Here is a 22,971-nt window from a genome sequence, read left to right on the forward strand (position 1 = left end):
AAAGTTGGAAATAGAAATGACAAAACTCACTTGCTTTAAAGCCTATGATATTCGTGGCAAACTTGGCACAGAACTGAATGAAGATATCGCCTATAAAGTAGGTCGTGCTTACGGTCAAATTTATCAACCCCAGACTATTGTTGTTGGCTGTGACATTCGCTTAACTAGTGAAGATTTAAAGCAAGCAACGATTAAAGGCTTAAATGATTCAGGCGTAAATGTTTTAGATTTAGGCATGACAGGTACTGAAGAAGTTTATTTCGGAGCTTTCCATCTTGATGTTCAAGGTGGTATCGAAATTACAGCAAGTCATAATCCTATGGACTATAACGGCATGAAATTAGTCCGTGAAAATGCACGCCCAATTGGTGCAGATTCAGGTCTAAAAGAAATTCAAGCACTTGCTGAATCAGGTCAATTTAAAGAAGTTACTAAAAAAGGTAAAACTGAAAAATACAATATTTTGCCTGAGTTTATCGATCATTTGATGACATACATTGACCCTGCAAAAATTAACCCATTAAAACTTGTTGTAAATGCCGGTAATGGTGCAGCAGGACATGTGATCGATGCAATTGAAGATAAATTTAAAACACTCAATGTGCCTGTAGAATTTATTAAAATTCACCATGAAGCAGATGGTACGTTCCCGAATGGCATCCCTAACCCAATTTTAGTTGAAAACCGTGATAGCACGCGTAAAGCTGTTCTTGAGCATGGTGCAGATATGGGGATTGCATGGGATGGTGACTTTGACCGTTGTTTCCTTTTCGATGAAAAAGGGCAATTTATCGAAGGCTATTACATTGTAGGTTTACTCGCACAAGCATTCTTACTGAAACAATCAGGCGAGAAAATTGTTCACGATCCACGCTTAGTTTGGAACACACTTGATATTGTTGAACAATTCAAAGGTGAAACAGTCCAATCTAAATCTGGTCATTCTTTCATTAAAGAAAAAATGCGTGAAGTAAATGCAGTTTATGGCGGTGAAATGTCTGCACATCACTATTTCCGTGATTTTGCCTATTGTGACAGCGGTATGATTCCTTGGTTATTGGCGGTTTCTGTACTTTCAGAAACACAAAAACCATTATCATCACTTGTTGAAGAAATGATTGAAAAATTCCCTTGTTCAGGTGAAATCAACTTTAAAGTTGCGGATACACAGGTAACCATTCAAAAGATTTTTGATCATTTTGCAGATCAAAATCCGACTATTGATAAAACGGATGGTGTGAGTTTAGATTTTGGTTCTTGGCGTTTAAACGTGCGTGCTTCTAATACAGAGCCACTATTACGTTTAAATATAGAAAGCCGTAAAGATAAAAATCCTAAACCAATGCAAGCTTATGTTGATGAGCTTACACAGCTTATTCAGTCTTAATTTTTAGACTAATCCCACAATAAAAAAGAGCCTTAAAGGCTCTTTTTTATTGTGGGATTAAATCATTAATCACGATATCCATTTGGATTTTGTTTTTGCCAATTCCAGCTATCGGCAAGCATATCTTCCAAACCAAATTTTGGTGTCCAACCTAACTCTTTCACTGCACGTGCATTATTCGCAAATGTCGTTGCAACATCACCCTCTCGACGTGGTGCAAACTCAAATGGAATTTCAATACCATTTACTTTTTCAAAGGTATTTTTAATTTCTAATACTGAACAGCCATTGCCCGTACCAATATTCCAAGCACGGCAACCTTGAGCATTTAAGCGATTATTTAAAGCGCATAAATGTGCATTTGCTAAATCGACCACATGAATATAATCTCGCACGCCTGTGCCATCTACTGTGTCGTAATCATTGCCAAAAATAGACAATTTTTCACGACGACCTACCGCAACTTGCGTCACATAAGGCATTAGATTATTTGGAATACCTTGTGGATCTTCGCCCATTAAACCACTTTTATGTGCACCTACTGGGTTAAAATAACGTAATAATGCAATCGACCAACGCTCATCTGCTTGAGCAAGTTTTTCTAATAACTGCTCAACAATAAGTTTGGTATAACCATAATTATTACTTGGCATACCTGTTGGCATATCTTCATTGAGTGGAGATACATTGCTTTCATCATATACAGTTGCAGACGAACTAAAAACTAAATTGAAGACATTGGTCCGCTCCATTGCTTTCACTAAGCTAATAGAGCCTGAAATGTTATTTTCAAAATATTTCAAAGGAACTTGCTGGCTTTCACCCACTGCTTTTAAACCCGCAAAATGAATCACCGCATCAATGTTATAATTTTGAAAGATCTGATCTAAAATTGCTTGATCAAGAATATCGCCCTCTACAAAATCTACAGATTTTGAAGTTAGTGTTTGGACTCGGTTCAAAGCTTCTTTTGAGCTATTTGATAAATTATCAAGTACAACAACTTCATGTCCTGCATTTAATAGTTCAACACAGGTATGTGAACCAATATAACCTGCACCACCTGTGACTAAAACTTTAGACATGCTCTTTCCCCATCAAAATATGTATTAACCCTTGTGTCGATGCATCAAGGGTCGATAAATCGGTTTGTTCACCATTCAAAATTGGAAGTAATTGATTGGCAATTTCTTTGCCCTTTTCAACACCCCATTGATCAAATGGATTGATATTCCAAAGCACAGATTGCACAAAAACTTTGTGTTCATACATCGCAATGAGCATACCTAAACTATAAGGATTCAACTCTTGCATTAAAATAGTCGTACTTGGCTGATTACCAACATATTTTTTATATTCAGGTAAATCTGCAACTTCATTTTGATCAAGCGCTTCATTACCAAAAGCAAGTAAACGTGATTGTGCTAAACAGTTTGATAATGCCAAATGATGCTGTTCAACTAACGCATCTGCATTATCAACATAGGTAAATTGCTGACTGTTATAACGATTTACAGGTGCAATGAAATCACTGCTCACCGACTGCGTACCTTGATGTAATAATTGATAAAAGGCGTGTTGAGCATTTGGTCCCACTTCACCCCAAACAATTGGGCAAGTATCAAACTCGACTTTTTCACCGCTGCGTTGAATCGACTTACCATTCGATTCCATTTCCAATTGCTGTAAATACGATGCGAAATATTTTAAACGACCATCGTATGGCAACACTGCATGGGTTTGAATATCTAAAAAATTATTATTCCAAGCACCCAACAAGCCCATTAAAACTGGAATATTTTGATCAAAAGAAGCCGATTGAAAGTGCTGATCAATGGCATAAGCACCTGCCAATAATTGCTTAAAGCCTTCCACACCGATCGTTAAAGCAATTGGTAAACCAATACACGACCATAATGAATAACGACCACCCACCCAATCCCAAAGTAAGAATTGATTTTCAGGGGCAATACCCCAAACGGTCATTTTTTCAGGTTTGGTTGAAACACCAATAAAGTGATGCTTTAAAATTTGCTGATCTTGCCCCAATGCTTTTTCTAGCCATAAACGTACAGTTTGCGCATTAGATAAAGTATCAATCGTGCCAAAAGACTTCGATGAAATAATAAATAGCGTTGTTTCAGGTCGTAGCTTATGCAATAAATCTGAGAGCTGACTTCCATCAATGGTCGAAACAAAATGTGTATTTAACGGCTTTGCTGTGGTTTTCTTAAAATCCGAAAGCGCGTGACTGACCATCAGTGGACCTAAATCAGAACCACCTACACCAATATTCACTACATCTTGAATGACTTCACCCGTTGAACCACGGTATTGCCCATCATGAATTTTATTCACCAAGGCATACATGCGATCTAACTGCTCATGCACTTGCTTGGCAAGTTCAGGATGCGTTTGGTCATGTTTAGGCAAACGAAGTGCCCAATGCATCGCAGCACGATGTTCTGTGTAATTGATTTGTTCAGTTGAAAATAAGCGTTTAATCCACGGCGTTAAATCTTGTGCATTTGCCCAAGCGACTAAAGCTTTTAATACCTTTTGATTAATACGATGCTTACTAAAATCAAAAACAATTGGAGCTAAAGACACAGAAAATTTTTGAAAACGTGTCGTTTCTTCAGCAAATAACTCTATTAAATGCTTTTTCTCAAATTCAGTTTTTAATGCTTGTAAATTCTGAATCACCGAATCTAAATTTTCGACTGGATAAGGATGAATTTTACCGACCATTAGCGCCCTACCCCCATATATGCAAACCCTTGAGCTTTAACATAACTTGGATCATAAATATTTCGACCATCCAAAATAAGCGGATGATTCATTGTTTTTAATAATGTTGAATAATCTGGACTCCAATATTGCTTCCACGCAGTTAATAAACAAAGTGCATGTGCATTTTGAGTCGCTTCATACTGGTCTGTACAATAAATTAAATCTGCACGGTGACCATATTGTTTTTCAATTTCAGCTAAAGCTTGAGGATCATGTAACTTCACAGTAACACCCTGTGCCCATAACGCTTTTAACATGGCATGAATTGGAGATTGTTGAATACGAGCTGTATTTTCTTTAAATGCCGCACCCCAAATTGCAACCGTTTTACCGTTTAAATCACCATGGTAATAGTTCCACAATTTGCGAAATAAAATCTCTTTTTGCTGCTCGTTAATGTCCCAAACTTGTGCCAATAACTGACTTTTCGTGCCTGTATCCGACACTGTATTCGACAAGGTTAAAATATCGTGTGAAAAGTTTTCACCACCAAAACCCGCACCAGGATATAAATATGATGCACCAATTCGACTATCTGCCGCCATACCTTGGCGAACATGCTCAATATCAATCCCTAATTTTTCTGCAACCACTGCAAGATCATTAATATAACTAATGCGTGTTGCCAACATGCCTGAAACACTCAGTTTAGTAAACTCAGCATCAAGCACAGGCATAAATAAGTACTGATGTGCCCGTGGAAAAAGTGGTCTTAATAACTCTTTAATTTTATTTTCACTACGCTCAGAAGATCGACCAACGATTAATTGTTCAGCTCGAACTAAACTTTGCAAGGCATTTCCTTCTTGAATGATATCGGGTAAATACACCCAATCATCTTCCGACAATACTTTTTCAAATTTCTCTGTACCATGAAGCCCTAAAGTTGAAGCATTAATCATTAATTTAGGATGAATAATTGGACGAAGCTTCAATTCTTTTAAAATTTCAATGCTTTGCGCTTCTTCAGTCGGATTAAAACTAAAGAAGTAAGCATCAATATCTAAAGGGATATGTGAAAAGTTGCAATAGGTCAAAAAACCATTTTCTTGTTGTTTATCAAGTAAACGTTTTACAGCTTCATCTTGCGTATAAGCTTGTTCTGTTGTTGGTTTTTTTAGTACATCACACCAAAATACTTGATGACCACACTCAGCCAACAACGCGGAAAATACGCCTGAATAAAGGGTTTGTCCAAATACGGCAACTTTCATAAAAGGTCCTTTTTTATAGTTTCAATTCTTTGATGAGATCCTTAAACGCTTCACCTAATTTTGGATGATCTACACCATAATGAAGTACAGCTTTTAAATAGCCAAGCTTGCTACCACAGTCAAAGGTTTGACCTTTCATACGATAAGCTTCAACAGTATCTGTTTCTTGCAACATCGCAATTGCATCGGTCAATTGAATTTCATTACCTGCACCTTTTGGTGTTTGTTCAAGTAATTGCATAATTTTTGCAGGTAAAATATATCGACCAACCACTGAAAGATTAGATGGTGCCGTACCCACAGCAGGCTTTTCAACAATGCCTTGCATTTGAATACTGTGACCTTCCGCAGGTGAAGATGCAACATCTACAATACCGTATTGATCTACCAAGTTATCAGGAACAGCTTCCACCATAATTTGAGATGCTTGAGTTTCGTTAAAACGCTGAATCATCAAACTTAAATCATTTGTTTCAGATGGATCTTTCACCAAAACATCAGGTAGAAGAACTGCAAAATCATCATCACCTACCACAGCTTTTGCACATAATACAGCATGTCCCAAACCTAGAGGTTGTGGCTGACGTACACTAATGACACTGACATGAGGTGGTAAAATTTCAGTAATTTCTTTGAGTAAATCAATTTTCTTTTTATTTTCTAAAGTTGTTTCTAGTTCAAAATTACGGTCAAAATAATTTTCAATAGATGCTTTTGATGAGTGTGTAACCAAAATAATTTGCTCAATCCCTGCAGCAACAGCTTCTTTCACTACATATTCAATTGCAGGACGGTCAACAACAGTCACCATTTCTTTTGGAATTGACTTACTTGCAGGTAGAAAACGTGTGCCCAAACCTGCAACAGGAAGAATGGCTTTTTTAATACTCATAACTTAACTCAAATATATTTATAGGATTAGTTTACCTGAATCTGATTACCACGCTGATAGCCATCGACATAATGTTCTAATTGGCTAAGCGCCCAATTCACATCATCTTCAACAGCTGAGAGCGATTCAATTCGATTAAATAATTTTAAAATTTCATCTAAAGCATAATGCTTTTCATACGATCTTAAAATACGGCTATGTTCTGTTGTTTCCGTATTTTCTTGGTCAATCAGTAATTCTTCATACAACTTTTCACCCGGACGTAAACCTGTATATTGAATTTCAATATCACCATCTTGAGTGTTTGCATCTTTCACTTTTAAACCGCTGAGTGAAATCATTTGGCGTGCTAAATCCTGAATACGTACAGGCTGTCCCATGTCTAATAAGAACACATCACCACCTTTACCCATTGCACCTGCTTGAATAACCAACTGTGATGCTTCAGGTATGGTCATAAAGTAACGTGTCACTTCAGGGTGAGTCACGGTAATTGGTCCACCTTTAGCAATTTGCTGTCTAAATAAAGGAACAACTGAACCAGATGAACCCAAAACATTACCAAAACGAACAATGCTAATTTGCGTTTGATTTTGTGCCTCAGCCATTGCCTGACAATACAACTCAGCCAAACGTTTTGAAGCACCCATCACATTGGTCGGACGCACCGCTTTATCTGTCGAAATTAAAACAAAGGTTTCAACGCCCTGTTTGACAGCTGCATTTAAGCTAAAAGCTGTACCCACTGCGTTATTTTTCAAGCCTGCAATTGGGTTGCATTCTACCAATGGCACATGCTTATATGCCGCTGCATGATAAACTGTTTGAACTTGGTATTGCTGAATCACACGTTCCAGTTTCATCTGATCAAGCACTGTGCCCAAAATAGGAACGATGTCTGCATTTGATAATAAACGTAATTCTTTTTCAATTTGATACAGTGCAAACTCTGTCATTTCATAAATAATCAGCATATTCGGCTGATTTTTAATAATTTGGCGACACAGCTCTGAACCAATTGAACCGCCTGCACCTGTTACCATCACCACTTTATTTTGAATATTTTTTGCTAATAATTCAGGTACAGGTGGAACAGGATCACGACCTAATAAATCAATAATATCAACTTCTTGGATATCAGAAATGCGGACTTCACCATCTACAAGACGAGTTAAACTAGGAAGCTCTGTAATTTTAAGATGGGTTGGTTCTAAAAATTTAATAATTTCGCTTTTACGCTCACGACCGACCGATGGCAATGCAATTAAAATTTCATCAACCGTGTCTTTCTTTAAAATTTTTAAAGCGTGTTTGGCATTATGGACTTTTAAACGCCCTACCATTTGACCCGATAAAGATGAATTATCATCAATAAAAAATACAGGTAAATGTTCATCTGACTTATTTAAAAGTGCAGCAATTTGTTGACCGGCAAAACCTGCACCATAAATCGCCACACGTTTACGCAGTACATCTGACTGAAAATGCGAACGTACCACAAAACGAATTACACCGCGGCTAAACCAAATCCATGCAAACATCATGAAACCAAACATGAGCGGAATAGACATTGGAATAAATGCAGGCGTTAAATATGCCAAAAGATATAAAGCAAAAACGGTTAAAGATGTCGCAAGTGCTAATTTAGCAATAAGTGCTTCATTAAAGGTGCGAACAATAAACTTATAAACACCACATGCCACCAAAATCAAACTGGCAATCGCAGCAACCCACAGCGGACCAAATGGGATATTTGGCACAGCTTCTACACCTAAATTCACCAAACGAATGGCATAACATAGCCAAATCAGGATGGGGAAAATAAGAAAATCCATCAGCACCAAGAAGCTTTGCTTCACAATACGAGGTGCTGTAGATAGTGGCAGAATGATTGATTTCACAGAGTAAGATTCGATCCAAGCATGTGTTGTACTAATAAAATAAATTGCGAGCTTTCAACACTATTTTAAATGTTATACGCCAAATGATTATACCTGAGTTCATCATTTGGCGAATCTTTTTAGATTTGAGCAATCACCTGTTGAATCGCATTCACCGTTTTTTGAATACTGTCTTCAGATAATGTCGGATGAACCAAAAACATTAAACTTGTTTCACCCAATGCTTTTGCATTTTTTAAAGGTTTTTCAGGACGCCAATTTGTACCATCAAATGCATTTTCCAAATACACTTCAGAGCAAGAACCACTAAAACATGGCACATTGAGCGCACTAATTTCCGCCATAATGCGATCACGTGACCAAGCTTCAGGCAAAGCATCTGTATTGACTTGCACATAGCATTTATACGCAGCATGTACATAATCAGCCGATGGTTTTGCAACAGTGAAATATGGACTGTTTTCAAATGCCGACTGAATACGTGCCATATTGGCATTACGTTTTGCAGTCCATTCAGGCATTTCAACAAGCTGTAAACGACCAATTACCGCTTGCATTTCCATCATGCGCCAATTAGTACCAAATGAATCATGCAACCAACGAAAACCCGGTGGGTGTTGTTTGTTATAAATACTGTCGTAATTTTTACCATGGTCTTTATAAGACCACATTTTTTTCCAAAGCGTTTCATCATTGGTGGTAACCATACCGCCTTCACCACCTGTGGTCATAATCTTATCTTGGCAGAAAGACCATGCTCCAATATGACCAATTGAACCTGCAGGCTGACCTTTGTACATTGCACCATGCGCTTGAGCACAATCTTCAATCACGAAAATGCCTTTTTCTTCTGCCAATTGCATGATTGGATCCATATCACACATCCAACCTGCCAAATGCACACAAATAATGGCTTTGGTCTTTGGTGTAAGTACCGCTTCAATCGTACGACGTGAAATATTTTGTGAATCAAGTTCAACATCCGCAAAAATCGGGTTTGCCCCTGCGGTCACAATTGAACTTGCCGATGCTAAGAAAGTACGTGAAGTGACAATCACATCATCGCCTGCACCTACACCCAGTGCTTTTAATGCAACATCCAATGACACCGTACCATTTGCTACGGCTACTGCATATTTTGTCCCTGCAAATTGCGCAAATTCCTTTTCAAATTCGCGACATTCTTGACCCGTCCAATAATTCACTTTATTCGACAACAGAACTTTTGATACCGCGTCTGCTTCTGCTTGAGTAAAGCTTGGCCACGGTTCAAATGCAGTATTTAACATGGATTTTTCCTAGTTTAAAATTTATTTTGGTTCGACAATTCGAGCCGGATTGCCAACCACAGTAACACCTGCAGGTACGCTTTTCGTCACGACAGCACCCATACCTACAATTGCACCTTCTCCAATTACTAAAGGCTTTTCAGGTGTTCCCTGTTTAATTACAGCACCTGCACCTATATAAGCATGATCTTCAATATGAATATTGCCGTTACATTTTACGCCTGGTGCAAAGGTAACGAAATCACCAATAACACAATCATGCTCAACATAACTATATAAATTGGCGTGGAAGCATTTTCCGATTTTAATATTTGAAGTAATGCTAACAAATGGGCTAATTGCACAACCTGTGGCAATCTTTGTTTCATCCATCAACACGGCGTTATCTGCAAATACAGACCACAATGCAATACCATCTTCATTTAAACGATTTGCTATTTTTTCACGCACACGACTATTTGCAATCGCGATGAGAACCGATTTTTCTGATGCTTGTTCTTTTAAAAATTGCGCATAGTTCATTGCCCGATGACCATTCACCATGGCAACGTCCGTCAGTGCATCATCAATAAAGACAATTTCTGATGCATCTTGTTCTTGTGCTAATTGCTGGCGTGACAGTTGTTGACGGGCAATAGGCATAAGACTACGTCCACATCCTGAAACACCATACACCGCATAGAGTTTAGTCATTTTTATGTTCCACAGTACCTGTGAATTTACTCATGGTTGCTTCGCCTTCAGCACTAATATCATCTTTTGCGAGCACTTTCTTCACTGTTTTTAACATGATTTTGAAATCGAGCCAAAGCGATTGATTTTCAACATACCATGTATCGAGTTCAAATTTATTTTCCCAAGAAATCGCATTGCGCCCATTCACTTGCGCATAACCTGTAATTCCGGGGCGAACATCATGACGTTTCGACTGTTCTTCATTATATAAAGGCAAATATTCCATGAGTAATGGACGTGGTCCAACAATGCTCATATCACCTTTAATCACGTTCCAAAGTTCGGGCATTTCATCCAAACTTGTTGCGCGAAGCATTTTCCCAAAAGGGGTTAAACGCTCACTATCAGGTAACGGATTGCCATTCGCATCAACAGCATCCTTCATGGTTCGAAACTTAATCATTTCAAATGGTTTACCATGCAAACCCGGACGCACTTGACGAAAAAGTACAGGTGAACCCAAATTCTTTTTGACTTTGTGAGCCACAATAAAATAAACAGGCGACAATAAAATCAATGCGATAGATGCAATCACAATATCGAGTAATCGTTTGATCATGGCAACATCCCCATCTCTGTCATCATATGCTTATTCACTTGATGTACATCGTATTTATTCAATGCAATTTCACGTGAATGCTGTCCCATATAACGAATGAGTTTTGGATCTTCAATGAAATATTGCATGGTGTACACCAAGTCATCGACCGATTTTACCCCAACCAAATAGCCATTTTGACCATGAATTACCGTTTCACGACAACCTGGTGCATCTGTGGTAATTATCGCTCGACCCATTGCCATTGCTTCTAAAACTGTGCGTGGCGTACCTTCTCTGTAAGATGGCAATACATACACAGAACTCTCCTGAATTGCAGAGCGTACGTCACTCAACTTACCCCAATAATTCACGGTTTTATCTGCCACCCAAGCATCTAGTTCAGCTTGAGAAATTGCAGATGGATTATCATCAATCCAACCGACCAAATGAAACTCGGCATCAGGATGTTTCGCTTTTACAATACGTGCAGCTTCTGCATATTCACGTACGCCTTTATCTCCAAGCAAACGTGCAATAAGTAAGAAAGATGCTTTAGCTTCGCCTTCATCATTTTCAGGCAATGGCATGACATCGAAATCTTGAACATTTACGCCTGAACCATTCACGACAACCGCTGGCTTTTTGGCATCAAGTAAATGCATATCTCGAAATAGTTTTAAATCATCAGGGTTTTGGAAAAAGACTTTATCAGCAAATTTCAAAGCTTGTGCATATAAGCCATGCACCATTTTTTGGAAAATACTACGCTTACCCGACTCCACATTTTGAAATGCATAACCAAGCCCCGTAATCAACGCAAAGCTATGTGGTACTTGTGCCAAACGAGCTGCAAATGTGCCGTAAATAACAGGTTTAATGGTATAAGACAACACATAATCGGGCTGAATTTGACGCATTAATGCAACCAAAGCCAATAAGGTTTTTAAGTCTTGAATTGGGTTTGTTCCTGTACGTTGCATGGGCACAGAATGAACCTGATAACCCATATTTTTGAGTTGTTCGAGCTCTTGAGGAAAGTCTGTTAAATCGGGCGCGCAAATATGTATTTCATAACCTTTTGCATGAATAGCCTCCAATAATTTGCCACGGAAATTCAAGACAGATGGTAAAAAGCTACTCACCATTAAAAATTTCATCTGCTCTTACTCCACATTGCCAAATATTGTTGGCTCACGCTTTCAATGCCAAAATTCTGCTCCACACGTAAACGTGTTGCCTGTTTCAATTGCTGTTTTTCTTCAAGGGATGAATGCACATAAGCCAAAATTGCTTGCGCTAATGCATCTGCATCGCGTGGTGGAACAATCCAACCATGATCATTCACAATATATTTTGCATCGCCAACATCGGTACTGACACAAGGTAAGCCCGAAGCCATCGCTTCAACCAAAACATTCGGAAAACCTTCTGTAATCGAAGTCATTAAAAAGGCATCAATTGACCTATAAAACTCAGACATATTTGAAACTTGATCGAGCAATTGAACTTGGTTTTCATCTAAATGGTATTGTTCAAAATATTGCTGAATTTCAGGGTTTTCTAAGTTTGCCCCTGCCCCTGCAATTTTAAAAATGATCGGCTGATCTTTTAGTTTCGCAATCGTTTCAAATAAATATGGATAGCCTTTCGCAGTGTGATAACGCCCTGCAAAGCCAATAATAATAGGCTCGTGAAACTGTGGATTCGGCTGATATTTTTCTAAAACCACACCATTGGCAATAACAGCAGAATTGATATTTTTAAAACCAAATTTTTTATGCTGTTCTAACGATGAATGCGCACAATAAATAATACCTTCAGGCTTTTTCGCTAAAAATTTACTAAAAGCTAAAGCCACTTTTGTGCTAATAGACTCATCTTTGGGTGAAGCCAATGAGTGATGAATACCCCAAAAAACTTGAGGCTTATTCTTCATTTTTAATGTTGCAAGAGAACTCATCACATTGGCGTGATACATCCAACATTGCACAGTTTCGGGCGCTAAACTTTCAAGCAAATTACGTAATTGAGCTAAAACAGAAATACTATTTAAACCATTCCAACCCAAAGCATAATGAGATGAGCACATTGCCAAAGCATCTGCATAAACTTCGGAGGTTTTCATTAATGAAATAATGATGTGTTCACATTCATGCTGAGTTTGCTGAATCAAGCGAGACAGCATCATTTCTGCACCGCCAACGCCTGCAAAATTGGTAATCACATGAACAACTTTTTGCTTATTCAAGATGGGTTCTCCATCATGTTCAAATAGCGTTGAAGTACATTTTGCTTATGAAACTGCCTGCAATGTTGTTCAAACTCAGCATCGCTATAATCGACATAATTTTCAAATAATGCTTTTTTCATAGCTGAAGTCATTGCCGTTTCATCGTTACATTCAACCAATAAGCCGAATTTCGAATTCACTAAAATTTCCATTGGACCACTTGGGCAATTGGTGCTGACCACTTTAATTTTTGAAGCCAATGCCTGAATTAATACGCCCGGCAAACCTTCCCAATTTGAACTTAAAACGAATAAATCGGCATATTTAAAATATGCATATGGATTTGGGTCAAAACCTGCTAAATCAATCACATCGACCAAGTTTAAGTCTCGAATGAGTTGTTCAAGTTCGCTACGTAATTCACCCTCACCCAAAATAAGTAACCGAGTTTCAGGATGTTCTTGATGCAACTTTGCAAATGATCGAATGAGAAAACTAAAATTTTTCGCTTCGGTCAAACGCCCGACTGCCATCACCACTTTATTGTTTTCTTGAAAAAAGCGATGTGCTGTTGGTACTTTTAATTTTTCAAAATAAGCATCATCAATAACAGGGTTATAAATGGTGATTAAGTTTTGTTTTTGATACGCATAATATTCACGAAAATCTTCCAATACCCCGTTAGAAACACAGACCACTTGATCTGCCATTGGGTAGGTAAAATTCACTAAACTTTTTAAAATGAATTTCGATAATCCTTCATTTTTCATATTTTTAGAAGGTGTTGAAACTTCACGGAAAATCATTTTTGTTTTTACCCCTGCTAATTTTTTAGCAAAGGCACAAATCACATTGGTATGCGTTTGAGTTGCAACAACACAATCGTAATGTTCAGCTTGAAGCCTTTTTTTCAAAGGAAATAAAGCATTCACTACACGCCCACAATCAAAATTCACCAATTGAATTTTAGGGTTTACTTCAGGCAGTAATTTTCCTTTTTCACCATGAATATTACAAACTGCTAAATGAATATTTAGACCTTGCTCAACGAAACTATTCGCCAGTTGAATGACGGTACGCTCTGCCCCACCGCCACCAAGCGTGGGTAAAAAGAACATGACTTTATTCAGCATAACAAGACCTAAAAAAATATGAAATTAAGAGTGTTTTTGATTTTGCAATTCAATGGCACGTTGTACGCGTTCAGCATAGCCGTGGACATCCGCCAAGTCTGTATCACTTGCACAGGTCGCTTTAATTTTGGCTTGGTAATCTTCAAAACTTGATACCACTTTTGCAGGCACACCAATTGCCACAGAATTATCTGGAATGTCTTTAGTGACGACCGAACCTGCACCTATCACCACATCTGAGCCAATTGTAACACCCGGCATAATAATGGTATTTACCCCAATAAAAACGCGTGAACCTACAGTAATAGGTGCAAACTTTTGATAGCGCTTACCATGTTCATCTTTAACCAAACATGTACTGCCATCATGGGTAATAAATTTTACGCCCGATGTTACTGTTACATCATCACCAATCTTCACTAAAAATGGTTCTGAACCCCAGCTTCTAATATAAATTCGGCAACGCTCACCCACGACCACGCCTTTCTTACGTGAGTAAGCAACACTACCTTTTATAAAGAAATAAGCTAAATCAAAAACTTGGCATAAAATCGCTTTCAAAATTTTCATTACGAAAAACCTTTGATTTAGTGAGGGGAATTGAATTGAAACGGGTGATGTATCAATAAATACATAACAAAATCGAATGCACTTATTTTAACTGAAAATCTACTTTTCAGATATGACATGACCATTGAGGATATATGTATTGATGTCCGTTTGAATCGAATTATTCTTTTGACTTTTGTTGCAGTTTTTTCGCAGGTATTCCCACATACACACCTGCTTCCGTAATATTTTTACTGACCAATGAACAAGCCCCAACCACAACATCATCGGTAATATGTACACCATCTAATACAGTTACACGTGCGCCAAACCAAACATTTTGACCAATCTCAATGCCTTCTTTGGTAATGGCATCTTTGAACAAAATATCAGGATCATCAAATTTATGGTTACTCGCAATCATAATACTTTGCGTGCCAATGCGGGTGTTATCCCCTATTTTTAAGCCACCACAACCATTTAAAAATGACTTGGAATTGATGCTCACATCACGTCCAATTTCAACTTTTCCACCAAAGCATTTGATATAGCAACTTTCACCAATAAAACTGTTGTCACCAATGACCAATGAAGCCCCATTTTCCACAATTAGCGTGACATCATCACCAATGTAGACATTTTTACCAATGTGAACTTGCCCTGAAATATCTAGTTTTGTACGTTTTCCAAAGTATTTAAATTGGCTAGAAAATGCCATGTTATATAGGCTTTTTCGGCACAATGCAGAAAACCAATTGAGTACTTTTAAGCATTTAAAAAAGATCACTTTGGGTTTCTCCAAACCACGTACAAAATGGCAAAGTTATAGAAAATTAAAGACGCTGGCACAGCCAAAAGCATATACATTTTATTGTCTATCAACATATACAATGCTGCAAACAATGTAAATTTTATAATCAGTTCAACAATTTGCAATTTAAATAATTGTTGGCTATTTCGTTTTGCAATTAAATAAGCCGAACTTGGTGGATTACAAAATACCGCCCAATAACCTAATGCTAAAATTTGGAAATAGAGCGAAATACCCACCCAATGCTGACCAAAAATCATTAAATATAATGATTCAGGCAACACAAAAAACAGCGCAAAAAATGGCAGTGAAATCACACTTAAAAACACACTACTTTTTAAGGCTTCACATGGCGAATCTACATGTTTAAATTTACGAATGAAGAACTGACGAATGGTTTGCGACATTAAATTAATAGGTACGCGTAATGTCCGCTCAACTATCGAATAAAAACCAACGGCTTGATAACCAATAAAATGTGACACCACGTAATACGGCAAATTATGTGAAAAGCTGTTTAATAATGCATGTGGCGTATTGGAAAAAATGAAATCTTTGTAATTTTTATAACTGCTCCAACTCACTTGGTATAAACCGTGAATCGCTATATAAAATAAGACGGTAAATAACATAATCACCGAACTTACCGCATAGCTATTCACCAAGCTAATACTCATCAATAATGGCAAACTTAGCTGTGCCACCACCACAATTAAACTACGGTAAATATTTAAGCCAGCACAAAAAACTTCAGCTTCTTGGGAAAATTTATAATTATATAAACTTTGTAAAACAGTATTCGATAACACGCCAAAGCAAATGGCAAGAATCATCGAACAATCAAAAAAGAAGCTCAGAACTCCTGCCGATAATATGCAAAAAATAAAGGAAAAAACTGAACCCTCAAATATTAAACTTTTTTGATCTGCATCATCTGCGACAAGTTGCGCTTGATCTAAACGTAAATTGGCAATGGTGGAAAGTACACTCACTATTGCAAGTGCCACGCCATATTGACCAAAATCGTGTACAGAATATAGGCGCGTTAAAAAAGGAAGTGCGATAAATGTAATTATCGCACCCACTAATAAACTGGATGTAATTAATCCAATTGACTTATATTTTGAAACAAGCGTTCGAATGCTCATGTCAGATTTTTAACGTACCACTGCATTGCAAGTTGAATCCCTTCTGCAATTTTAAATTTCGGATCGTAAGCTAAATGATTTTGGATTTTCGCAATGCTTGCTTGAGAATGACGCACATCCCCTGCACGAAATTCACGATAAACCGCATCTTTCTTATAATTCACTGAATTTTCAACCAACGCAACTTTAATTGCATTGAACAAATCATTCAAAGTCGTACGGTCGCCCACAGCAACGTTATAAACTTGATTTTTCGCATCTTCATTTGTCGTTGTTGCTGCTAAAATATTGGCTTGAACCGTATTATCAATAAAGCAGAAATCGCGACTTGTTTCGCCATCACCATTAATGAAAACGTCATCGCCTGCAATCATGGCTGCTGTCCACTTTGGAATAACCGCAGCATATGCACCGTTTGGATCTTGACGTTGACCAAATACATTAAAGTAACGTAAACCAATGGTTTTAAAGCCATACGTACGTGCAAATACGTCTGCATAAAGCTCATTGACGTATTTTGTTACCGCATATGGTGATAATGGATTACCAATATGTTCTTCAACTTTTGGCAATGCAGGATGATCACCATAAGTCGAGCTACTTGCAGCATAGGTAAAACTTGAAACGCCTGCATCACGTGCAGCAGTCAGCATATTCAAGAAACCACTAATATTGGTTTCGTTTGTTGCAATTGGATCTGCAATAGAACGTGGAACAGAACCTAAAGCCGCTTCATGGAGCACATAGTCCACACCTGAACATGCTTTTTGGCAATCTTCAAATTTACGAATATCACCTTCAATGAAGCTAAAACCCGCCCACTGTTCTGCCGATACTAAGCTTTTTACTTCATCTAAATTGTGCTGATGACCTGTTGCAAAGTTATCTAAACCCACCACTTTTTGGTTGAGCTTTAATAAAGTTTCTAACAAATTCGAGCCGATAAAGCCAGCAACACCTGTCACTAACCAAGTTTTTGGTGTTTGTTTTAATTGCTCACAAACCACTTCAAATTGGTTCATTGTTTCTTTCCTAATTTCTATTTCAATTACAGACGAATATCTGATGCAGTTTGCGGTAAAACATATTTCAAGTCGTACAACACGTGGCTTTCTTTACCCAATGCACGAATTTTCTCTGCACCTAAAGCCACAAATTGCTCGTGTGCAACAGCTAAAATTACAGCATCGTAGATACCATTTTGCAGCGCTTCCGTGGTACGAATGCCATATTCATGTTCAGCTTCGTCCGCATTTACCCAAGGGTCATAAATGTCTACATCAATATGATATTCTTGAAGTTCTTTCACAATATCAATCACTTTGGTATTACGAATATCTGGACAGTTTTCTTTAAAACTTAAACCAAGCACAAGAACTTTCGCACCTTCAACCTGAATTTTTTTCTTAATCATGCTCTTCACAAGTTGAGTCACAACATAAGCGCCCATCGCATCATTTAAACGACGACCTGCCAAAATAATTTCAGGATGATAACCAATCGCTTGTGCTTTATAAGTCAAGTAATACGGGTCTACGCCAATACAGTGACCGCCCACTAAACCCGGACGGAACGGAAGAAAGTTCCACTTTGTACCCGCAGCTTTTAATACCGATTCTGTATCGATGCCCATTTTATTGAAGATGAGTGCAAGCTCATTAATGAGTGCAATGTTCACATCACGTTGCGTGTTTTCAATTACTTTTGCAGCCTCAGCCACTTTAATGCTTTCCGCTTTGTGCGTGCCTGCTTCAATCACTAATTTATAAACTTGATCGACAAATTCAGCCACTTCAGGTGTAGAACCTGATGTTACTTTGAGAATATTGCTTACGCGGTGTAGTTTATCGCCTGGGTTAATACGTTCGGGACTATAGCCTGCGTAGAAGTCTTGGTTAAATATTAAACCCGATACTTTTTCTAATACTGGAATACAGACTTCTTCAGTTGCACCCGGATATACCGTCGATTCATACACTACGATATCGCCTGCATTTAACACCTGACCAATGCTTGTAGACGCTTTTACAAGCGGTGTTAAATCAGGTTGTTTGAATTCATCAATAGGCGTTGGGACAGTCACAATAAAGAAGTTACAGTCTTTTAAATCTTCTAAATTTGCGGTGTAACTTAATTGAGCTGCTTGTGCTAATTCTTCAGGTGATACTTCTAATGTATGGTCATTACCCGATTTTAATTCATCAATTCGTTTTTGATGAATATCAAAACCGACAACGGGCACTTTCTTGCCGAACTCAACGGCCAAAGGAAGACCAACATAACCCAATCCAATAATTGCGATTTTTAGTTCAGCGAGTTGCAACATACAGAGCCTTATGGTTTTGTGTATATAATAAAAAAGAGCCTTTTAGAGGCTCTCTTTATTATAACAGAAATGGAATTTTTCCCGTTATTAAAAGGTTTTGTAAATTTGTGTCTAATAAGATATTTATCCGATTGAACATATTCATCTTACAAAACCAATTACGCTTTAAACTTGAATATCATTAAAGCCTAAAACATCTTTCATATCGTATTTTTTAGCTTCACGACCCACCACCCAAGCAGCGGCACGTACAGCACCTGAAGCAAAGTTCATGCGGTTTGTTGCTTTATGGGTAATTTCAACACGTTCGCCATCTGTAATAAACATTGCTGTGTGTTCACCTACAATGTCGCCACCACGAATGGTTTGGAAGCCAATGCTTTGACGTTCACGCGCACCTGTATGACCTTCGCGGCAATATACCGCATCTTCTTTAAGGTCACGACCTAATGTATCTGCAATTGCCTCGCCCCACATTAAAGCGGTACCCGATGGTGCATCTACTTTATGGCGGTGATGTGCTTCAATAATTTCGATATCTACGGTATCGCCAAATACTTTTGAAGCAAGTTCAAGCAGTTTAATTGATACGTTTACACCAACTGAGTAGTTTGCAGCATAAACTACAGGTGTTTGGGTTGCTGTTTCTTCTAAATATGCTTTTTGCTCGTCATTCATACCTGTAGTACCAATCACGATTGCAACGCCAGCTTCACGGCAAAGCTTTAGGTGATTTGCTGTTGCCACAGGTGCTGTGAAGTCAATCACGACGTCACAGTCTTTTAATACTTCTTCTAGGCTACCTGAAACTTTTACGCCAACTGCTCCAATTCCTGCAAGTTCGCCCGCATCTGAACCAATCAAACTGCTTTCAGGGCGTTCTACTGCTGCTGCAAGTTGGTAGCCTGCTTGTTGAACGGCTTGAATTAGAATGCGTCCCATACGACCGCCTGCACCTAATACACCAATGCGTGGAGCTGCTGACATATCATTTTCCTAAAGATGATTCGAAATTGTTCTTACTATAGCAAAAGTCGTGCTGAACTCTAAGATGCTGTCTATAAAATTGTGTGTTATTTGAAATTTGTTTTGCTGATGATTGCTTTCACTGTTCTCTTTTAAATTATAAAAACTTGATACAAAAACCGTATCTTTAACCATCTATTTAAGAAGATGAAATCGCGTTGGTAAATGTTTTTATTAAGTAAAACTAATCAATATAACCATAAATTAAAAATTTCAACATCATAATTAACAAATATTAAATAATATACACAAATACACCCCTTGTAATTACCGGCTCAATACAACTTGCTCATAAATTACCTAGATAATGGATTATTCACTTGATTTATTGTGTAGTTTTATGAAAAAAATCTTAATGCTAGTTGCCCTCTCAACAGCTTCTGGCTTAGCTTTAGCTAGCGAAAATACAACGGATTGGAACGGCTTTTATGCTGGTGCTAATATTGGATATGGTTGGGGTAAAACAAATGACCAACTTAACTCAGATGCATCAAAACAGGACTTAAGCGGTTTCACTGGTGGTTTTCAAATTGGGCATAATTGGCAACTAAACAATAATATTGTTCTAGGTCTAGAAACAAACCTAGCATTTAACAATATTAAAGAAAATTGGAAAGATCGAGATAATAATCAATATAGTCCATATTACGGTAAAGATGCTGTAAAAGAAGCTGGTTCACTCACTGTAAAAGCTGGCTATGCTATTGATAAATTCTTACCTTATGTACTTACTGGTGTTACTGTAGCAAAAACAAATCATGAAGTAGGTTGTGACAGATCCCTAGTATCAGCAACAAATGGTTGTAAAACTCAATACAACTCATCAAATAGCAATATTTCTGTAGGAGCTACTGTTGGTGCAGGTGTCTCTTACAAAGTAACTGACAACCTATCTACAAGTCTTGAATATCAATACACAAACCTAGGAAAGAGCTCTGTTCACTTAACAGATCCTAACTATCCAGCAGCAGGCGAACGTGAATTCAAAACTAGCTACAGCACTACTGCCCTTAAATTGAACTATCATTTTTAATTTAATTAAAATATAAACCCATAAAAAAGGACGCCTCAGCGTCCTTTTTTATTCATATTAATTAGTCAAACAGACCAAAGAAAGACTTTTTCTTCGGAGAAGATTTATTGTCATCTCCATCCATAGAAGCTTGAAGCTCTTCTAATAATTCACGCTGACGTGCAGTTAAATTCACAGGCGTTTCAACCACAATACGGCAAAGCAAATCACCCGTCATACTTGTACGAACAGGTTTTACACCTTTACCACGTAAGCGGAATAACTTACCAGTTTGCGTACCTTCAGGCACTTTCAAACTCACACGACCATCAAGCGTTGGAATTTCAATTTCTTTACCCAAAGCAGCATCGGCAATGCTTACAGGTACATCCATATAAAGGTCTGCACCATCACGTTGGAAAATCTCATGCTCACGCACTTGAACTTCTACGTATAAATCACCCGATTGACCATCACGAATCGCTTCACCTTTACCAGATAAACGAACGCGATCGCCATTATCTACACCCGCAGGAATAGTCACTTCAAGTGTTTGCTGACGGTCTGCTACACCAGAACCATGACAAGACTTACATGGGTTCTTAATTGTTTTTCCTTGTCCACGACAGGTACTACATGTTTGCTGAACAGAAAAGAAACCTTGTTGCATGCGTACTTGACCAGCACCGTGACACGTTTTACAGGTTTCAACATCTTTAGGATCTTTAGCACCCTTGCCGTCACATGGTTCACATGGTGCAGGAGCTGTAAAAGTAATGGTCTTTTTAACGCCTTTCACCGCTTCTTCAAGCGTAAGATCCATAACATAACGTAAGTCAGATCCACGGCGTGCGCGTTGTTGCTGACGACCACCGCCACCAAACGCACCACCAAAAATATCGCCAAACTGGCTAAAGATATCTTCTGCGCTAAAACCACCACCAAAGCCGCCACCGCCGCCCATACCACCTTCAAAAGCTTGATGCCCCATACGGTCGTACATGCTGCGTTTTTCGCTATCAGATAAAATTTCATAAGCTTCTGCAGCTTCTTTAAATTTCTCTTCAGCTTCAGCATTGTCTGGGTTTCTATCTGGATGATATTTCATCGCCAACTTGCGGTAGGCTTTCTTAATTTCATCATCACTAGCAGTTTTAGAAACGCCTAAAACCTCATAATAATCACGTTTAGCCATGTCAGGCGATGCTCCTCACGGAATTTTATTAATACTTAACTGTGGTCTGAATTGGGGGTCAAACCAAATTTTACAAGAGGATGTTTGAAAAAAATTATATCTAATTAAAAAACGGCTTTGTTTTTGAAAAACTTAGACATGCCTTTTAACCATGCATTTAATAAAAATAGGAAAGCAACGATAGCAAAAACCACACCTATCACAGTGCAAGCAGTTACCCACATGTAGGTATCCCAATAGTAAAAATACAGTGGAATAAACCATACAGAAGCAAATAGAGAAAGAAGTGTATAAATAACGATGTTACGCATAATCCAAAAGGAATGCGTTTGTAACCAAACTTCCATACCTTGTACTAAGGAGATTTTTCTAGCAAAAAAATAGGCAAATAGACCAAATACAATTGTAAATAAAGTAAGAAACATAAACACATACGAAATCGCGATGTTTCGACGACTCTTTGTTATGCTGTCCTTTGCCATATTGGTTACTACCCCATTCTATACATATTTCGTTTTATGATTTTTAGCAAAATTATGTATTAAATATCTTAATTTATTAAGGTGCTACTATAGTTAATTTTACAGTGTTTCGCACTTAATATTGACAGAAAATTATGCACAAATGTTATTTTTTTTACTTTAAATAGCTGTCTGTATAAAGGTTCTAAGAAAATTGCGCTAAAAGTGACGTAAGTATTATTTAATCCTAAAATCATACACCATTGCATTCCCCGCTAAATAATTTGAAACATGCTTTTTCTTATATTTGTCTCCGATATTTTTACTT

Annotated in this window: 21 protein-coding genes; 2 read left to right on the plus strand and 19 right to left on the minus strand. The window is 37.8% G+C overall.

All coding sequences use genetic code 11. From position 1 onward, the window contains the following. Positions 1 to 16 precede the first annotated feature (16 nt). On the plus strand, positions 17 to 1,387 hold the full coding sequence (locus SKM54_RS10895; RefSeq protein WP_154773153.1) for a phosphohexomutase domain-containing protein: 1,371 nt from the start codon (positions 17 to 19) through the stop codon (positions 1,385 to 1,387). A 65-nt stretch (positions 1,388 to 1,452) separates the two neighbouring features. Here the strand turns inward: SKM54_RS10895 and galE are convergent, their stop codons facing one another. From galE to dapB, 17 genes are all read right to left on the minus strand, one after another. Next, entirely contained in the window at positions 1,453 to 2,472 is a 1,020-nt protein-coding gene (gene galE / locus SKM54_RS10900) for a UDP-glucose 4-epimerase GalE (RefSeq protein WP_321090146.1), read from the minus strand. After that, positions 2,465 to 4,138 (minus strand): glucose-6-phosphate isomerase, encoded by a 1,674-nt coding sequence (gene pgi / locus SKM54_RS10905; protein WP_321095340.1) that lies wholly within the window; start codon positions 4,136 to 4,138, stop codon positions 2,465 to 2,467. Before pgi ends, galE begins: the two co-directional genes overlap by 8 nt. After that, positions 4,138 to 5,394, minus strand: a complete 1,257-nt coding sequence (locus SKM54_RS10910) for a nucleotide sugar dehydrogenase (protein WP_321095341.1) — start codon at positions 5,392 to 5,394, stop codon at positions 4,138 to 4,140. The genes pgi and SKM54_RS10910 overlap by 1 nt, the downstream gene beginning before the upstream one ends. A 13-nt stretch (positions 5,395 to 5,407) precedes the next feature. Next, positions 5,408 to 6,286 carry a UTP--glucose-1-phosphate uridylyltransferase GalU gene (galU, locus tag SKM54_RS10915; RefSeq protein WP_154773149.1) on the minus strand — a complete coding sequence of 293 codons (879 nt, stop codon included), beginning with the start codon at positions 6,284 to 6,286 and terminating at the stop codon, positions 5,408 to 5,410. A 26-nt stretch (positions 6,287 to 6,312) separates the two neighbouring features. Then, positions 6,313 to 8,187, minus strand: coding sequence for a polysaccharide biosynthesis protein (locus SKM54_RS10920; RefSeq protein WP_321092265.1), 1,875 nt, complete (start codon positions 8,185 to 8,187; stop codon positions 6,313 to 6,315). A gap of 119 nt (positions 8,188 to 8,306) precedes the next feature. Further along, the gene (locus tag SKM54_RS10925; RefSeq protein ID WP_321095342.1) at positions 8,307 to 9,476 is read right to left on the minus strand and encodes a DegT/DnrJ/EryC1/StrS family aminotransferase; all 1,170 of its coding nucleotides are present in this window, start codon (positions 9,474 to 9,476) and stop codon (positions 8,307 to 8,309) included. 21 nt (positions 9,477 to 9,497) lie between these two features. After that, positions 9,498 to 10,169 carry a NeuD/PglB/VioB family sugar acetyltransferase gene (locus SKM54_RS10930; RefSeq protein ID WP_321090138.1) on the minus strand — a complete coding sequence of 224 codons (672 nt, stop codon included), beginning with the start codon at positions 10,167 to 10,169 and terminating at the stop codon, positions 9,498 to 9,500. Next, the gene (locus tag SKM54_RS10935; protein ID WP_321095343.1) at positions 10,162 to 10,770 is read right to left on the minus strand and encodes a sugar transferase; all 609 of its coding nucleotides are present in this window, start codon (positions 10,768 to 10,770) and stop codon (positions 10,162 to 10,164) included. The genes SKM54_RS10930 and SKM54_RS10935 overlap by 8 nt, the downstream gene beginning before the upstream one ends. Next, positions 10,767 to 11,909 (minus strand): glycosyltransferase family 4 protein, encoded by a 1,143-nt coding sequence (locus tag SKM54_RS10940; protein ID WP_321095344.1) that lies wholly within the window; start codon positions 11,907 to 11,909, stop codon positions 10,767 to 10,769. Before SKM54_RS10940 ends, SKM54_RS10935 begins: the two co-directional genes overlap by 4 nt. Continuing rightward, positions 11,906 to 13,000, minus strand: coding sequence for a glycosyltransferase (locus SKM54_RS10945; RefSeq protein WP_321095345.1), 1,095 nt, complete (start codon positions 12,998 to 13,000; stop codon positions 11,906 to 11,908). The genes SKM54_RS10940 and SKM54_RS10945 overlap by 4 nt, the downstream gene beginning before the upstream one ends. Then, positions 12,997 to 14,115, minus strand: coding sequence for a glycosyltransferase (locus tag SKM54_RS10950; RefSeq protein ID WP_321095346.1), 1,119 nt, complete (start codon positions 14,113 to 14,115; stop codon positions 12,997 to 12,999). Before SKM54_RS10950 ends, SKM54_RS10945 begins: the two co-directional genes overlap by 4 nt. A gap of 24 nt (positions 14,116 to 14,139) precedes the next feature. Then, the gene (locus SKM54_RS10955) at positions 14,140 to 14,685 is read right to left on the minus strand and encodes an acyltransferase (protein ID WP_321092281.1); all 546 of its coding nucleotides are present in this window, start codon (positions 14,683 to 14,685) and stop codon (positions 14,140 to 14,142) included. Positions 14,686 to 14,845: 160 nt separating this feature from the next. Next, a complete protein-coding gene (locus SKM54_RS10960; protein WP_321092284.1) occupies positions 14,846 to 15,451 on the minus strand; it encodes an acyltransferase in 606 nt (201 codons plus the stop codon). Continuing rightward, positions 15,448 to 16,623: a lipopolysaccharide biosynthesis protein gene (locus tag SKM54_RS10965; RefSeq protein ID WP_321092287.1), complete on the minus strand. Its 1,176-nt coding sequence runs from the start codon at positions 16,621 to 16,623 to the stop codon at positions 15,448 to 15,450. The genes SKM54_RS10960 and SKM54_RS10965 overlap by 4 nt, the downstream gene beginning before the upstream one ends. Then, positions 16,620 to 17,645, minus strand: a complete 1,026-nt coding sequence (locus tag SKM54_RS10970) for an NAD-dependent epimerase/dehydratase family protein (protein WP_321095347.1) — start codon at positions 17,643 to 17,645, stop codon at positions 16,620 to 16,622. Before SKM54_RS10970 ends, SKM54_RS10965 begins: the two co-directional genes overlap by 4 nt. A 26-nt stretch (positions 17,646 to 17,671) precedes the next feature. Further along, positions 17,672 to 18,949: a Vi polysaccharide biosynthesis UDP-N-acetylglucosamine C-6 dehydrogenase TviB gene (gene tviB, locus SKM54_RS10975; RefSeq protein ID WP_321092293.1), complete on the minus strand. Its 1,278-nt coding sequence runs from the start codon at positions 18,947 to 18,949 to the stop codon at positions 17,672 to 17,674. Between the two features lie 165 nt (positions 18,950 to 19,114). Further along, positions 19,115 to 19,936, minus strand: coding sequence for a 4-hydroxy-tetrahydrodipicolinate reductase (dapB, locus tag SKM54_RS10980; protein ID WP_321095348.1), 822 nt, complete (start codon positions 19,934 to 19,936; stop codon positions 19,115 to 19,117). Positions 19,937 to 20,315: 379 nt separating this feature from the next. On the opposite strand from dapB, the gene SKM54_RS10985 reads away from it, so the two are divergent. Continuing rightward, entirely contained in the window at positions 20,316 to 21,008 is a 693-nt protein-coding gene (locus SKM54_RS10985; protein ID WP_321095349.1) for an outer membrane protein, read from the plus strand. A 61-nt stretch (positions 21,009 to 21,069) separates the two neighbouring features. On the opposite strand, the gene dnaJ is transcribed toward SKM54_RS10985, so the two are convergent. Both dnaJ and SKM54_RS10995 read right to left on the minus strand, forming a co-directional pair. Continuing rightward, the gene (gene dnaJ, locus SKM54_RS10990; RefSeq protein WP_154773136.1) at positions 21,070 to 22,182 is read right to left on the minus strand and encodes a molecular chaperone DnaJ; all 1,113 of its coding nucleotides are present in this window, start codon (positions 22,180 to 22,182) and stop codon (positions 21,070 to 21,072) included. Positions 22,183 to 22,286: 104 nt separating this feature from the next. Further along, a complete protein-coding gene (locus SKM54_RS10995; RefSeq protein ID WP_321092297.1) occupies positions 22,287 to 22,664 on the minus strand; it encodes a hypothetical protein in 378 nt (125 codons plus the stop codon). Between the last annotated feature and the right edge of the window lie 307 nt (positions 22,665 to 22,971).

Origin of the sequence: Acinetobacter faecalis (assembly GCF_034187745.1) — a bacterium.
GTDB lineage: Bacteria > Pseudomonadota > Gammaproteobacteria > Pseudomonadales > Moraxellaceae > Acinetobacter > Acinetobacter faecalis.

Bases quoted from the DNA above. Each gene is read 5' to 3' on its own strand.
- SKM54_RS10895 (WP_154773153.1), top strand. From the start codon at position 17: ATGACAAAACTCACTTGCTTTAAAGCCTATGATATTCGTGGCAAACTT.
- galE (WP_321090146.1), bottom strand. From the start codon at position 2,472: ATGTCTAAAGTTTTAGTCACAGGTGGTGCAGGTTATATTGGTTCACAT.
- pgi (WP_321095340.1), bottom strand. From the start codon at position 4,138: ATGGTCGGTAAAATTCATCCTTATCCAGTCGAAAATTTAGATTCGGTG.
- SKM54_RS10910 (WP_321095341.1), bottom strand. From the start codon at position 5,394: ATGAAAGTTGCCGTATTTGGACAAACCCTTTATTCAGGCGTATTTTCC.
- galU (WP_154773149.1), bottom strand. From the start codon at position 6,286: ATGAGTATTAAAAAAGCCATTCTTCCTGTTGCAGGTTTGGGCACACGT.
- SKM54_RS10925 (WP_321095342.1), bottom strand. From the start codon at position 9,476: ATGTTAAATACTGCATTTGAACCGTGGCCAAGCTTTACTCAAGCAGAA.
- SKM54_RS10930 (WP_321090138.1), bottom strand. From the start codon at position 10,169: ATGACTAAACTCTATGCGGTGTATGGTGTTTCAGGATGTGGACGTAGT.
- SKM54_RS10935 (WP_321095343.1), bottom strand. From the start codon at position 10,770: ATGATCAAACGATTACTCGATATTGTGATTGCATCTATCGCATTGATT.
- SKM54_RS10940 (WP_321095344.1), bottom strand. From the start codon at position 11,909: ATGAAATTTTTAATGGTGAGTAGCTTTTTACCATCTGTCTTGAATTTC.
- SKM54_RS10950 (WP_321095346.1), bottom strand. From the start codon at position 14,115: ATGCTGAATAAAGTCATGTTCTTTTTACCCACGCTTGGTGGCGGTGGG.
- SKM54_RS10955 (WP_321092281.1), bottom strand. From the start codon at position 14,685: ATGAAAATTTTGAAAGCGATTTTATGCCAAGTTTTTGATTTAGCTTAT.
- SKM54_RS10965 (WP_321092287.1), bottom strand. From the start codon at position 16,623: ATGAGCATTCGAACGCTTGTTTCAAAATATAAGTCAATTGGATTAATT.
- SKM54_RS10970 (WP_321095347.1), bottom strand. From the start codon at position 17,645: ATGAACCAATTTGAAGTGGTTTGTGAGCAATTAAAACAAACACCAAAA.
- tviB (WP_321092293.1), bottom strand. From the start codon at position 18,949: ATGTTGCAACTCGCTGAACTAAAAATCGCAATTATTGGATTGGGTTAT.
- dapB (WP_321095348.1), bottom strand. From the start codon at position 19,936: ATGTCAGCAGCTCCACGCATTGGTGTATTAGGTGCAGGCGGTCGTATG.
- SKM54_RS10985 (WP_321095349.1), top strand. From the start codon at position 20,316: ATGAAAAAAATCTTAATGCTAGTTGCCCTCTCAACAGCTTCTGGCTTA.
- dnaJ (WP_154773136.1), bottom strand. From the start codon at position 22,182: ATGGCTAAACGTGATTATTATGAGGTTTTAGGCGTTTCTAAAACTGCT.
- SKM54_RS10995 (WP_321092297.1), bottom strand. From the start codon at position 22,664: ATGGCAAAGGACAGCATAACAAAGAGTCGTCGAAACATCGCGATTTCG.